Here is a 14,364-nt window from a genome sequence, read left to right as displayed (position 1 = left end):
CGGCCCTTATGCCGGGGCGCTCTTCTCGACCTTCTCGGCCTTCTCGGCCATGAGCGGCAGGAAGGGGCTCGGCGTTCCATGCCACGACACATGGAGGGCTTCGCGGGCTCGGGTACAGGCCACGAAGAGCAGACTCAACTCGCCCAGCATGTCTTCCCGGTGCTGCTGCAGATCGACGTCCTCCGCTGTGACGGCGCTCTGCATCGGCACCACTCCGTCGTTCACACCCGCCACGGCCACGCAGCGGAACTCGAGACCCTTCATGCGATGCATGGTGCCGATGCGGACTCCCTCCCCGGTCGCGGGTGACGAGCCGAGCACCGTGGCCCGTTGGCCGGACTGCTCCAGGGCCGCAGCGATGTCCCTTCCCAACTGGAGGTAACGTACGGCGACGCCGATCTCGTGCGGTTCCACACCGGAGCAGGTCCACTCCGCTATCCGTGACACCAGGCCGGCGATCTCCTCGGCCTTGCTGGACGCCCCACCGAGCTGCGGTACAGCCCCTCGATAGGCGGAGCGATACCCGGCGAGGGAGTCCTCCCCGCCGTCCATGTCGTCGACCTGCGCCTCCGCCACCAGACGGGTGGACCAGGTGAGGATCTCCTTCGTGGTCCGGTAGTTGATACGCAGCCGGGTCGACCGGCCGGTCACGGAGATACCGAGGGCCCGCAGCGACACCCGGTTACCGTAGATCCGCTGGTGCGTGTCGCCCGCGATGAAGAGGTCGTCCGCCCCCGGGGCGACGAGGGCGCGCAGCAGGCGCCATTGGGCCGGGTGGAGGTCCTGGGCCTCGTCGATCACCACATGGCGGTAGCGGCGGGGGGCCGCCTGCTCGTCGAGGATCCGGGCCGCCTCGGCACACACCTGCAGGAACGTCCACTCGTTCGCCTGCCGGAGGTCCTGGGTGAACGCCTCCACGGCCCGCCACACCTGGGCGCGCTTCAACGGGCTGAGCGGGGTTCCCCGCCCGGTACGGGACGCCTTCAGGTACTCCTCGGGCGACCGGAGGTCCTGCGCGAGGACGACCTGACGCCATTCCTGGTCGAGGAACACGTCCGTGAAGTCGATGTCCAGCCTGCGGGCGACCCGGGCCCAGCGGCTGGTGATCTCCCGCTGTCCGGTCACCAGGGCGAGGGGGGCCCCGCGGTTCTCACGGACGATCTGATTGGCCAGCGCGTCGACGTTGACGACATGGATCTTCGCGCGCAGGCCCGGCTCGGGAATCAGGAGCTCGAGATTGCTCTGCAGGTCCGCCGCGAGGTCCTTGGTGAAGGTGGTCACCAGGATCGACGCGTCGGGGGCGTCGGCCGGCAGCCGTCGGGCGAGGTGGAGGGCGCGATGGAGCGCGACCACGGTCTTCCCGGTTCCGGGGCCGCCGGTGACTCGGGCCGGACCTGAGTAGGAGGGACGGTAGGCGATCCTGCGCTGGCTCGGGTGGAGGAAGACCCGCCAGGCGTCGAAAGGCCGGGACAGGATTTCGAGCAGTTCGTCAGGACCCGAGAGGAGGGCGATGCGGCCCTGCGAGCGAGCCATGGCGGCGGAGAACGCGTCCTGATCCGCGTGCGCCTCGGAAGACTCGGTGACCGAGGTGAGGGTGGGGAGCTCCGGGTCCGAGGGCTGCTCCAGCTGCACCACCACGACCTCGCGCCACACGTCTTCCGGCTTCATCCCGGCAGCCAGGCCCGCCAGCACGTCGTACTGCTGCTCCGGAAGAATTTTGTGGAGTGCGTCAAGTTGGGCCTCGTCGCTGAGGTGCCTGACCAGCGGCAGCAGGTCCGCGTCGACGCCCAGTCGGGTCAGATCCTTGTCGGAGATGTGCTCGAAGAGGCGCTGACCGCCGGTCCGCGTGCCCTTCGCGTCCGCCTGGACCCCGGCGGTCGCCTCCTCCAGGCCGACGTCGTCCCGCAGCTCGATGCCGTGTGTCGCGGAGTTGACGGTCGCCCGGTGCTTCACGGCCCAGGCGATGGCGTCGTCGTGGGCCATGACCTTGAGCAGCAGGAAGCTGTCCCCGGACTCCGGCGCCAGCACCACACCCCGCATGAACTGGGTGATGCGGATGGTCCGGATCCGTGGGTCGCGCGCCTTCTCCAGCTTCTCCAGGTGCAGCCCCGCGTGCCGGTGCTGCCGGAACTTGTCGAAGACCTCGTGGACACGCTTCTGGACGGGTTTCTCCAGCTTGGCGAACTCCAAGAGGAAGTCCTTGTGGATTCCCAGTGTCGCCATGGTGCGCGCCCCCGGTCGTACGGTTGTCGATTCCGCTGATCACCGTACCTGGGTACGGCACAATTGCGGGCCGACGGGCAAGGATCGGGAGGGGACCCACGTGCACGCTCATGAGACGACGTTCAGCAAACTGGTCAACGGTGAGACGCAGTTCCAGGTCCCGCTCTATCAACGCACCTACAGCTGGCAGCGCCCCGAACTGCAACAGCTGTGGGACGACGTCCTCGAAGTCGTGGACGACAAGCTGGAAGGCCGTCCGCCCGCGGCCCACTTCATCGGGTCCGTGGTGCTCGCACCCGAGCGGGTCGCCGCGGGTGGGATGCAGCGCTGGCTCGTCGTGGACGGTCAGCAGCGGCTGACCACGCTCATGCTCGCTTTCACCGCGCTCCGGGATCACCACCGCGCACGAGGAAGGGACAAGCATGCCTCACGCATCCACGATCTCATCCTCGTCAACGGCTACCAGGACGGGAACGACCACTATCGGTTGTTGCCGACCCAGGCGGACCGCGATGCCTTCATCGCCTGTGTGGAGTCACTCCCGAAGGCAGGCGCCGCGGGCAACGTCGGCGGCGCGTACCGTTTCTTCCTCGCCGCGTTGACCGAGGGCGAGGAGGCCGGCGGCCAGGAGTGGGCGAGCGCCGTCGAGTCCGTGCTCAGGGACTTCCTGACCATTGTGTCGATCACCGCCGCCGAGGGCGACAACGTCTACCGCATCTTCGAGTCCATCAACAACACCGGTGTCGGCCTGAGCCAGAGCGACCTGCTGCGGAACTACCTCTTCATGTGCCTGCCCACTCGCGGCGAGGCCGTCTACCGGAACCTCTGGCTGCCCATGCAGGAGTTGCTGGGACCGGCCCTGCTCGAGCTGCTCGTCTGGCTCGACCTCGTGGTCGGGGGCGACAACCGGGCGAAGCAGAGCGAGATCTACCGTGACCAGAAGAGGCGTCTCGAGCCGCTGAGTTCCGACGAGGCCGCGCTGGAGGCCGAGATCGCGCGCCTGTACGTCCGCGCCGACCGCCTGATGAGGATCGTCGAGCCGGAGCGTGAGAGTTCCCAGGCCCTGCGCGAGGTGCTGGAGCGGCTTGCCCGTTGGGGCAGCCAGATGCACTATCCGTTGACGCTCCTCCTGCTCGACCGTGTGGACGCCGGCACCTGCACCCCCGAGGAGGCGGCCACGGCGTTGTCGTACGCGGAGAGCTACATGGTCCGGCGCCTCATCACCGGCCACTCCACCACGGGCAACAACCGGACCTTCATGGAGCTCCCCAAGGAGGTGGACAAGGAGGCGGAGGCGGGAGGATCGATCGCGCAGGCGGTACGCCGCGCCCTTTCAGCCAAGACCGGTACGCGCGTCTGGCCGTCCGACGCCTGGGTGCGCGAGGCCGTCCACCGCCGCCCGTTCTACAAGTCCGGTCGGTCGAACCAGCGCTTCGAGATCCTTCGGCGCTTCGAGGAGAGTTACGGCGCCAGCGAGCCGGTCGACTACACCAAGGCGCAGCTCAGCGTGGAGCACGTACTGCCCCAGCATCCGGCGCAGCAGTGGTTCGATCTGCTCGCCGAGGAGGCATCCGAGGGCGAGAGCCCGGAGGAGCTGCACACCCAGCTCGTGCACACCCTGGGCAATCTCACCCTCTCCGGCGACAACGCCCGCCTGTCCAATCATCCCTTCCGCCGCAAGCAGGAGATCCTGGACTCCAGCGCCCTGCGGATGAACCAGCGCATCGCGGCCGAGGAACGCTGGGGCCGGGCGGAGATCTCCGCACGTGCCGACGAACTGGCCGACCGGGCCGTGCGGCTGTGGCCCGGACCGATCGATGACGTGGTCCAGACGGATGACGAGTGGGCGGGCTGGGGAGAGCTGCGGCAGGCTCTGCTGAGCATGCCCGCGGGGACCTGGACGACCTACGGTGACTTGGCGGCGCTCATCGGCACCCACGCCGTCGCGGTCGGCAGCCACATCGCGGCGAGGCCCGAGTTGCACGGCGCCCACCGCGTCCTGATGGCCGACGGGAAGATCTCGGCCGGCTTCCGCTGGCCCGACGGCCAGGAGCACCCGGGCGATCCGCGGACCGTCCTGGAGGCCGAAGGCGTCCCGTTCGACGAGGGGGGCCGCGCCCGTCGTTCCCACCGGCTGACCGCGGCGGACCTGGCCACTCTGGTGGGCAAGGACGGCTTCGAGGACGAGGCTCCCGCCCAGGCAGCCGCTGGGGGCACCGAGGGTGAGAGTGCCGCCGGGCGTTTCGAGACGCTGCTGCGGGACAACCAGACTCCCGAGACCGTGGAGGGAGTGCTGGCTGCCCTCCGCTTCTGGGAGGAGCAGGGCGGCGCCCTCGACTACGGTCGGAAGAGCGAGACCAGTTGCTTCCCGACGCTGCACCTCGGCGGCCGTCCCACGCGCTCGCTGTGGCCGATCGCCCTCTACCCGGTGACCGGCACCGTCGAGGTGGTCTTCCAGTACCTGAAGCGCCGGCCGCCGTTCGACGACGAGCAGCTGCGGCGTGAGCTGATGGCGCGGTTGAACAAGGTGGAGGGCATCGACCTCGCCGAGGCGAAGCTGGACCTGCGCCCCTCCTTCCCATTGGAGGTCTTCGCCGAGCACGGCGCGGAGATCCGGGAGGTCCTGGAGTGGTTCGTCCTGACCGTGGCGCTGGCGGAGGCCCGCCGGCCGGTCGACGGCGATCACGAAACGACCTGACACAGTCGGTTCCAGAGGTCGGATCTGTGCTTAACGGACGATCACTGCTCGGTTACTCTGCCGAGCAGTGATCGGGTGTCACTCCGGGCGTGGGCACGTGGCGGGTGGCCTACGACCGGAGCGCGGGGGCGGATGGAGCTCAACAACCACCAGGGCTGGTACGGGGAGACGTTCGTGGCCGCCATCGCCGCGGCGGCCGGCTTCCAGGTGGCCGTGCCCTACCCCGACATCGGCAAGGACCTGATCCTGGGACGGGACCACGAGGATCCCGAGCTCGACGTGCAGATCGCGCTCCAGGTGAAGACCAGGAGGGTTGACCAGATCGAGACGGCCGACGCCGGCCTCAGGATCACCCTGTCGATCGACCAGTTCAAACGGTTGCGGGGGCGCCGCCAGGTGCCGTGCTACCTGGTGGTCGTCGTCGTGCCGGCCGACCCCGCCGCGTACATCAGCGTGGACGTGCCCGCCTTGACCCTGAAGCACTCCGCGTACTGGCTCTCGCTCGAGAACCGCTCACTGCCGGTTCAGCAGGGACAGAAGAGTGTCACTGTCACTGTCCCGAGGGAGAATCTGCTCACGGTCGACGCTCTGCACGAATTCTTCCACCGGGCGTGCGAGGAGGTGCCCGCACCATGACGGCAGTAGGGGTACCCGAGCGCGAGCTGGAGCGGCTGCGCCCGCGCGATGTGGAGCGGTATCTGCGGCAGAGGGGCTGGCGTCCCGGCGGCAGGGTCCGTTACAGCCGCCGCTGGGAACGGGAGTGGGACGGCCGGCAGCGACGCGTGCTGCTTCCGATGGACCGCGACCTGGCGGACTACGCCGACCGCATGTCGGATCTGATCGGTGCTCTGGCCGAGGTGGAGGGGCGCCCACCGGCAGCGGTCCACCAGGACCTGACCCTGTCGGGCCTGGATGTCCAGTACATCCGCACCATGCCCTCCACTCCCTCGGGAACCATCCCGGTACCGGCGGCGGTGCTCGCCGTCACCAGCGCGCGGGACCTGCTGATGGCGGCCGCCTGTGACACCGTCCTGGACGGACCGCGCCTGGTGCATCCCCGGCGCAAGCCGCAGCGCGCCAAGGACTTCGTGGAGAGCGCCAGGTTCGGCCCGACGTCGCCCGGCAGCTACGTCTTCCAAGTGCAGGTGCCCCTGCCCGAAGAGGTACCGCAGGGACACCTTTTCGAGGACGTTCCGGAATGGGACATGACCCCGGCACCCTTCGCCCGCAAGGTCTCGCTCCGGATGTACGAGGCGGTTTCCGCCGCGCGCTGGGCAGCGGGCCTCGCGGACGCACGGGACGACTCCAGCCCCTTCGCCGAGGGAGCCGACCTCGGCATCTCGGCCGACCTCTGCGAAGCCCTCGCCGGCATGGGCGGCCACGACGGCCGCGACGGGCGGGACCCGGCGACCCTTCACGGCTTCTCCCTCTCGTTCGCCTGGTCCCCGCGCTGGCCGGCTCCCCGCGAGGCTCGCCCCCTGACGTTCTCCCCGCGGGAGGTCCACATCCTGCGGGAGGGCGCACAGGACCTCCGGCGCCAGGAACCGGAGCGCGGAGTCACCGTGGTCGGCCGGACGACCAGGCTCAAGCGCGCCGCCGATTTCGGTCCGGGTGAGGTGACGATCGTGGCCCGCCTCATGAGGGAGAACGGAGACCTCGTCGGCCAGGAACGCCAGATCCACCTTCATCTCACGGAGGCGGAGTACGACCGTGCCACCGATGCCCACCGGGAGCGCCGGGACCTCCGTATCGAGGGCGATCTCAGCAGGCGCGGCAACTATCACGAGCTGACGAGGATCACCGGATTCGACGTGCTGTGACAACGCCGGTACGGCAGGTGCGCGGCCGTGCCAGAGTGGGCCCGGTGGGATGACGCCCACGTGTTTGAATGACTGTGTTTGACGTATTCGCCCAGGCCGGGGCGGCAAGAGGAGTGCGGAGAGCGATGACGACGCCGACCACCGACCTGGCGGGTGTGGCGCAGCGGGCCGTCCGCCGCAGCGCGGAGGCGCGGGACGAGCGAGCGGTCCCTGAGATCAGCGACCTCGTCGAGGTCCGGGGCCAGCGGTGGGTCGTCGCCGAGGTCGACCACGGCGGAATGGACACGCCTGGCGCCGGCCGTCCCGGAGTGGGGACGCTCGTGACGCTCAACAGCGTCGAGGACGGCCGCTACAACGACACGCTCTCCGTGATCTGGGAGGTCGAGCCCGGGCGCCGCCGGCTCCCCACCGGCTCCCTCCCCGACGTCTCGGCCGGAAACTTCGACCCGCCGGAGCGCCTCGCGGCCTTCCTCGACGCGGTGCGCTGGTCGGCGGTCACCTCGGCGGACGTCCGCACGCTCCAGGCCCCCTTCCGCTCCGGCGTTGCCGTCGAGCCGTACCAGCTCGAACCGGTCTCCCGGGCGATCGCCGCACCGCGCGTGAACCTGCTCCTCGCCGACGACGTCGGCCTCGGCAAGACCATCGAGGCGGGGCTCGTCGCGCTGGAGCTCATCCTCCGCAACCGTGCCCACAAGATCATGATCGTCTGCCCGGCCGGCCTCACGGTGAAGTGGCGCGATGAGATGGCCGAGAAGTTCGGCCTGGAGTTCACGGTCATCGACTCGGAGCGGAGTGCGGAGGTCCGCCGCAAGCACGGCAGCGCGGCCAACCCCTTCAACATCTACCCGCTGTCGATCGTCAGCCTCCCCTGGCTCCGCGGCGCCAAGGCCCAGCGCCTCCTCGCCGAGGTGCTGCCCGCCCACGATTCCGGCGTGGACTCCGCCGTACCCAGGAAGCGCCCGTTCGACCTGCTCATCCTCGACGAGGCCCACCACGTCGCTCCCTCGGCGCCCAAGCAGCTGTACCCCGTCGACTCACAGCAGACCAAGCTGATCCGGCGTCTCGCCCCGTACTTCGAGCACCGGCTCTTCCTCTCCGCCACCCCGCACAACGGCTACCAGGAGTCGTACACCGCCCTCCTGGAGATCATCGACAGCCAGCGCTTCGCCCGCGGCGTCGAACCCGACCCCGAGGCCGTCAAGGACACGGTCGTCCGGCGTCTCAAGACCGACATCCGCGACCCGGAGACCGGCGAGCGCCGCTTCCTGGAACGCCGGACCCGGGCCCTGCCCGTCGAGTACACGGAGGACGAGCGGCGCATCCACCAGCTCCTGAAGGAGTACGCGGCGCTCCGCCGCGAGAAGCTGGGCACCCGCTACAAGGGCGGCCGCAAGGCCGCCGACCTCGTCACCCTGCTCCTCAAGAAGCGTCTCTTCTCCTCCCCGGACGCCTTCGCCCGCACCATCGAGGTCTACCTGGAGACCCTGCGCACCAAGAAGCAGGAGGCGGCCGAGGAGATCCAGGACTGGCAGGAGACCTTCTTCGAGGACTACGCCGACTACGACGACGAGCCGCTGGCGGAGGCCGAGGACGACGCCCTCGCCCGTGCGACCACCCTCCAGCCCGGCACCGACAGCGACGAGGCCGGTCTCCTGGAGCAGATGCGCGCGTGGGCCATCCGCCATCAGGCCCAGGCCGACTCCAAGGCCCGCGAACTGATCGACTACCTCAAGGCGGAATGCCTGACCGCCGACGGGGCCCACTGGCTCAACGAGCGCGTCGTCGTCTTCACCGAGTACCGTGACACCCAGATCTGGCTCCAGAACCTGCTCCGCGACCACGGCCTCGGCGGCGATCGCGTCGCCCTCCTCCACGGCGGCATGAACGCGGACGAGCGCGAGCAGCTGCGTCTCGCCTTCCAGGCCGACCCGACCGAGAACGACGTCCGCATCCTGCTGGCCACCGACGCCGCGAGTGAGGGCATCGACCTCCAGCGCCACTGCCACCGCCTGGTCAACTACGACATCCCCTTCAACCCCAACAAGCTGGAGCAGCGGATCGGCCGCGTCGACCGCTACGGCCAGACCACCGCCCCGCAGATCGTCCACTTCGTCGGCAGCGGCTACGACAAGGCCCCCGACACCTACGACGCCGACCTCGAATTCCTCTCCCGCGTCGCCATCAAGGTCGCCCGCATGGAAGAGGACCTCGGCAAGGTCAACGCCGTCCTCGCCGAAGCCGTCCAACGGCGTATGACCGGCGACCTCGGTGCCGACTTCGACGTCGCCCGCGCCGAGATGTACGCCAACAGGAAGGCCCGGCGCGGCGGCAACGTGGCCTCCGAACGCGACGCCCAGACCCAGGCCCAGCGCCTGAAGGAACAGGTCGAGGCCACCGTCAGCACCCTCGGCATCACCCCGGACCGGGTGGCCCGGGTCGTCTCCACCGCCCTCCCACTGGCCCGCCAGCAGGACATCCGCCCCGTCATCGACGAGCGGGAGCTCGCCGAGGGCTTCTACGAGGTCCCCACGCTCACCGGCTCATGGGAGCGCGCCACCCACGGCCTCGCCGACAAGCTCCGCCCCGAGATCCAGCGCCCGATCACCTTCGACGCCGCCTCGGCGAAGGGCCGCGACGACGTCGTCCTCGCCCACCTCGGCCACCCGCTCGTCTCGATGTCCACCCGCCTGCTGCGCGCCGCCGTCTGGAACAAGAACCAGACCGGTCTCGCCCGCGTCGCCGCCGTGGTCAGCGACCACCCGGAGCTGGAGACCACCCTCGTCGGTGCCTTCGCCCGCTTCGTCCTCGTCGGAGCGGACGGCGTCCGCCTCCACGAGGAGGTCCTCCAGGCCGGCGGCTGGCTCCGCGAGGAACCCGGTACCGCGGCCCGTTTCAGCCGCCTGGAGAAGGTCACCACGGTGCGGGAGATCCTCGACGACGCCCTCACCGGCTCCACCCAGGCCTCCCCGCTCCTGCGCGACCGTCTCGTCAGCGCCTGGCCCCAGGTGCGCGAGGGTCTGGTCTCCTCGCTGGAATGGCGCGCCCGCAACCGTCAGATCGCGCTGGAAAGCCGCCTGGAGAACCGCCGCCGCGAGGAGGCGGACCGGATCTCCGCCCAGATCGACCGCTTCCGCGACTCCCTGCGCGCCGCCATCGGCAAGACGGACACCGAGGAAGGCCAGCTGGAGCTGGAGTTCGAGGAGGCCGAGCAGCAGCGCCGCGACCGCGAGAACTGGGAGCGGCGCGAAAAGGCCCTGGAGAGCGAGAAGGAACGCGAACTCGCCTCCATCGCGGCCCGCTACGCCGACCCCAAGCCGCTGCTGTTCCCCGTCGCCGTCGTCTTCGTCGTTCCCCGCCGGGAGGCCGTCAAGTGAGCACCAACCGTACGACCGGCAGCGGGGGCGGCAGCACCGGCGGCCGGGGGCGTGCCCGGAGCGGGGCCTTCCGCCCCGCCGCCCCCGACGGCAAGCAGCAGCACCTCGACTGGCTCAGCCTCGTCGACGTCTCCGGTCCCTTCCTCACCCTGCCCGTCCTGCTCAAGGCGTGGCCGCAGCTCGACGCGGTCGACAAGCCGCTGCGGACGAGGCTGCGGTACGAGCACGGTGTCTGGCTCTCGGACCCGGCGGCCGGACAGCGGGCCTGGACCGACTTCGTCCTGGGCGAGCTCCTGGAGTGGGGCGACGCCTGGCGGGACGACGCCAAGCTGTCCGACGCCCTGGCCGTGGACGTCCCCGAGCACGACGAGCAGGTCGCTCCGAGCTTCGCCCTGCTGGAGCCCGGCAGTGAGGCAGGCCGTGAACCCGGCAGCGAGGCCGCCGACACCGCCGGGCTGGTCGCCGACTGCGCGATCCTCGGCCTGACCGTCCCGCCCGGCCGGCACCCCGCCAAGCGCATGCCCGGCTCGACCTGGTCCGCCACCCCCATCGACCGCATGGCCCACCTCTGCCGCCACCACGGCGTCGAGCTCGGCCTCGTCACCGACGGCCGCTGGTGGGCCCTGGTCTGGGCCCCGCGCGGCGGAGTCACCACCTCCGCCGTCTTCGACACCGTCGACTGGCCCTCTCCGGCCGAACGCGTCGTCGTCCGGGCCTTCCGCTCGCTCCTCAGCCGCCGCCGCTTCTTCGGCGTCGAGGACGACGAGACGCTGCTCCCGCTCCTCCGCGAGTCGCTGGACAGCCAGGAGGACGTGACGGACGCCCTCGGCGTCCAGGTCCGCCAGGCCGTCGAACTCCTCGTCGAGGCCATCGGCCGCGCCGACATCAACGAACGCGCCAAGGGCAACCGCGGCCTCGCCGACGTCCCCGCCCACGACGTCTACCGCGGCGCCGTCGCCATCATGATGCGCGTCGTGTTCCTCCTCTTCGCGGAGGAGCGCGGCCTGCTGCCCAGCGACAACGAGCTGTACGTGCAGGCGTACTCGGCGAGCAGGCTGTGCGCCGAACTGGAGGACCGGGCCACCACGACCTCCGAGGAGGACCTGGAGCTGACCTGGGCCGGCTGGCACCGGCTCATCGCCCTCTTCAACGCGGTGTACGGCGGAGTCGACCACCCGCTGCTGTCCATGCACGCCTACGACGGCTCCATCTTCGACCCCAACGCCTTCCCGTGGCTGGAGGGCCGTGGCACCGGCGAGGACGACCCGACCGACCCGCTCCCGATCGACGACCGGACCGTCCTCCACATGCTCCAGTCCGTCCAGTACGTCTGGATCGGCACCGGCAGGAAGCGCGAGCGACGGCGCCTCACATTCCGCACGCTGGACGTCGAGCAGATCGGTTACGTGTACGAGGGCCTGCTCTCGTACCAGGGCCGGCGCGCCGAGGACACGATCGTCGGCCTGGTCGGCAAGCCCGGCCTGGAGGCGAAAGTCCTCCTCAGCCGCCTGGAGGCGATGGCCCGCACGCACGGGGACGGCCTGGGCGCGGCCCTCGCCGACGAGTACAACAAGACGACGGGCCTCGGCTCGGCGGCCAAGGTGACGAAGGCGCTGGCCCCGCTGGACGAGGCGGCGCGAGGGGACGCCCGGCGGAAGCTGCTGGCGGCGACGGGCGGTGACGCGGAGCTCGCGGAGCGGCTGCTTCCGTTCTACGGCGTCATCCGGTCCGACCTGCGCGGCCTGCCGGTCGTGATCCGCCCGGGCGCCCTGTACGTGACGGAGTCGTCCCTCAGGAAGAACACGGGCACCCACTACACCCCGAAGGCCCTCGCCCAGCAGGTCGCGGACGGCGCCCTGGAGCCGCTGATCTACGAGTACGGCCCGCTCCAGACGGCGGACCGGAGCCAGTGGCGCCCGAAGTCCTCGGAGGAGCTGCTGAAGCTGAAGGTCGCGGACATCGCGATGGGCTCGGCGGCGTTCCTGGTGGCGGCGTGCCGGTACCTGGCACAGGCGTTGGTGGAGGCGTGGAGCAGGGAGGGCAACGAGCGGGCCAGGGCTTACCTGGAGGCGGCGGAGTCGCTGTCGGCGTCGGCGGTGGACGCGGAGGCGGACCCGGTGATGGTGGAGGCCCGCCGGCAGGTCATAGAGCACTGCCTGTACGGCGTCGACATCAACCCGATGGCCGTGGAGATGGCGAAGCTGTCGCTGTGGCTGGTGTCGATGGACCGGGAGCGGCCGTTCACGTTCCTGGACGACCGTTTGGTGGCCGGTGACTCCTTGCTGGGGATCACGTCGGTGGAGCAACTGGAGGCGATGCACCTGGACCCGGTGCGGGGCCGGGACCTGCACAAGGACACGCTCGACTTCACGGGCGGTGTACGACGGATCGTGGCCGAGGTCGCGGAGCAGCGGCGCGAGTTGGCGAAGATCCCGGGCACGGGTCTGGAGCAGCTGGAGCAGAAGCGCGAAATCCTGGCCTCGGTGCGGGAGAAGACGCGCCAGGCGGCTGTCTACGCGGACCTGGTGGTCGGGGCGGCGCTCGCGAGTGCGGGGCGCGGCGATAAGGAGCAGGACCGGCTGTCGTTCGAGGCGGTGACGGCCGCGCACAACGTCGCCGACGCACCGGACGGCGAGTCGGAGGCGGAGGAGCTGCGGGCGGCGGAGCGGCTGGCTCGGGGCTGGCTGGCGACGGGCCAGCCGGAGGGGGCTTTCGACAGGGAGCCGGTGCACCTGCCGTTGGTCTTCCCGGAGGTGTGGGAGGAACGGGGCGGATTTGATGCGGTGGTGGGGAACCCGCCGTTCCTGGGCGGCAAGAAGCTCACCGGAACCTTTGGCCTTGACTACAGGGAATACCTGGTTGGTGAATTGGGGAGGGACGCGCGAGGGAACGCCGACCTGGTGGCTTACTTCCTGTTGCGGGCCCATGAAACGCTGAATGACGGTGGGCAGACCGGACTGATCGCAACGAACACCCTGGCGCAAGGCGACACGCGGGAGGTAGGGCTTGATCAGTTGGTGGCAGACGGGATTGAGATCCGGCAGGCCGTGAAGAGTGCCCCGTGGCCGTCGCGGAGTGCGGTTTTGGAGTACTGCGCGGTCTGGACTACCAAGGCATCCATGGCTGAGGGGAGACTGCGGATCGCCGACGGAGTTCAGGTCGCGGGGATTACCCCCTCTTTGGAGGTGGCATCGCGTGCTACGGGGACACCTGAACGGTTGGTAGAGAACCGGGCTGTCTGCTTCCAAGGGGCTGTGATCCTCGGAGTTGGGTTCACCATGCAACCTCAGTCGGCCAGAGCGCTCATCGCCGAGGATTCGCGATATGAGAGGGTTCTGTTTCCGTACCTCAACGGGCAAGACCTCAACTCAAGACCAGACAGCTCGGCGAGCCGCTGGGTGATCGACTTTCATGATTGGTCGGAAGATGAGGCCAAGCACTTCGCAGTGGCGTATGAACAGGTTCGCCGCTTGGTGAAGCCAGATCGGGACCGTAGCAATCGGAAGGTGTATCGCGACCGCTGGTGGCAGTTTGCTGAGCGTGGCCCCGCGCGCTTGGAAGCCACCAAGGGCCTTAGACGAGTTCTCGCGATCGCTCTTGTGAGCAAGGCTGTTATGCCGGTGATGTTGCCGACAGGGCAGGTGTTCTCTCACATGCTGGGCGTTTTTGCGTCAGAGGATCTGGCCCTGCTTGCACTACTGAGCAGTGCGCCGCACTACTGGTGGACGATAGAGCGTGCCTCAACGCTTGAAACACGCATCCGCTACACCCCGTCCGATGTCTTCGAGACGTTCGCACGTCCGAACCTCACCCCCACCCTCCGCGAGCTCGGCGACCGTCTCGACACCCGCCGCTGCGACATCATGCTCGAGCGCGGCGGCCTCACCGCCACCTACAACCTCGTCCACGACGAGACCTGCACCGACCCCGACATCACCGAACTCCGCGAAATCCACCGCGCCATCGACGAGGAAGTCGCCCGCGCCTACGGCTGGGACGACCTCCTCACCCAGCCCGGCGGCCTCGACCACGGTTTCCACGACACCCGCCAGGGCCCCCGCTACACCGTCGGCCCCGTCGTCCGCCAGGAGATCCTGGACCGGCTCCTCGAAGAGAACCAGCGCCGCTACGCCGCCGAGGTGGCCGCCGGCCTGCACGAGAAGAAGGGCGCCAAGAAGCAGGCGGCCGCACCGGCGAAGCGGAAGCCGAAGCCGCCCGCTGAGGAGCCTCCGAGTCTGTTCTGACGCGG

The 14,364-nt window shown here is 69.6% G+C and carries 6 protein-coding genes; 5 read left to right on the top strand and 1 reads right to left on the bottom strand.

Annotated elements, in window-relative coordinates; all coding sequences use genetic code 11:
* Positions 1 to 6 precede the first annotated feature (6 nt).
* Positions 7 to 2,223 carry a UvrD-helicase domain-containing protein gene (locus ABZ135_RS18015; protein ID WP_356696763.1) on the bottom strand — a complete coding sequence of 739 codons (2,217 nt, stop codon included), beginning with the start codon at positions 2,221 to 2,223 and terminating at the stop codon, positions 7 to 9.
* 100 nt (positions 2,224 to 2,323) lie between these two features.
* On the opposite strand from ABZ135_RS18015, the gene ABZ135_RS18010 reads away from it, so the two are divergent.
* The 5 genes from ABZ135_RS18010 (at position 2,324) to ABZ135_RS17990 (ending at position 14,359) form a co-directional block, all read left to right on the top strand.
* Entirely contained in the window at positions 2,324 to 4,921 is a 2,598-nt protein-coding gene (locus tag ABZ135_RS18010; protein ID WP_356696761.1) for a DUF262 domain-containing protein, read from the top strand.
* Positions 4,922 to 5,053: 132 nt separating this feature from the next.
* A complete protein-coding gene (locus tag ABZ135_RS18005) occupies positions 5,054 to 5,557 on the top strand; it encodes a DUF4365 domain-containing protein (RefSeq protein ID WP_356696759.1) in 504 nt (167 codons plus the stop codon).
* Positions 5,554 to 6,741 carry a hypothetical protein gene (locus tag ABZ135_RS18000; protein ID WP_356696757.1) on the top strand — a complete coding sequence of 396 codons (1,188 nt, stop codon included), beginning with the start codon at positions 5,554 to 5,556 and terminating at the stop codon, positions 6,739 to 6,741. Before ABZ135_RS18005 ends, ABZ135_RS18000 begins: the two co-directional genes overlap by 4 nt.
* 125 nt (positions 6,742 to 6,866) lie before the next feature.
* Positions 6,867 to 10,115, top strand: coding sequence for a DISARM system SNF2-like helicase DrmD (gene drmD, locus ABZ135_RS17995; protein WP_356696755.1), 3,249 nt, complete (start codon positions 6,867 to 6,869; stop codon positions 10,113 to 10,115).
* Complete coding sequence (locus tag ABZ135_RS17990) at positions 10,112 to 14,359, top strand: DNA methyltransferase (protein WP_356696753.1); 4,248 nt, start codon at positions 10,112 to 10,114, stop codon at positions 14,357 to 14,359. Before drmD ends, ABZ135_RS17990 begins: the two co-directional genes overlap by 4 nt.
* The last annotated feature ends 5 nt before the right edge of the window (positions 14,360 to 14,364 follow it).

Source organism: Streptomyces sp. NPDC006339 (assembly GCF_040612775.1).
Taxonomy (GTDB): Bacteria; Actinomycetota; Actinomycetes; order Streptomycetales; family Streptomycetaceae; genus Streptomyces.
The sequence above is the reverse complement of the archived record's forward strand: the minus strand, read 5'-3'. Positions and strand labels throughout refer to the sequence as shown.

Excerpts from the sequence above, each read along its gene's own strand:
- ABZ135_RS18000 (WP_356696757.1), top strand. The coding sequence starts at position 5,554 with ATGACGGCAGTAGGGGTACCCGAGCGCGAGCTGGAGCGGCTGCGCCCG.
- ABZ135_RS18005 (WP_356696759.1), top strand. The coding sequence starts at position 5,054 with ATGGAGCTCAACAACCACCAGGGCTGGTACGGGGAGACGTTCGTGGCC.
- ABZ135_RS18015 (WP_356696763.1), bottom strand. The coding sequence starts at position 2,223 with ATGGCGACACTGGGAATCCACAAGGACTTCCTCTTGGAGTTCGCCAAG.
- drmD (WP_356696755.1), top strand. The coding sequence starts at position 6,867 with ATGACGACGCCGACCACCGACCTGGCGGGTGTGGCGCAGCGGGCCGTC.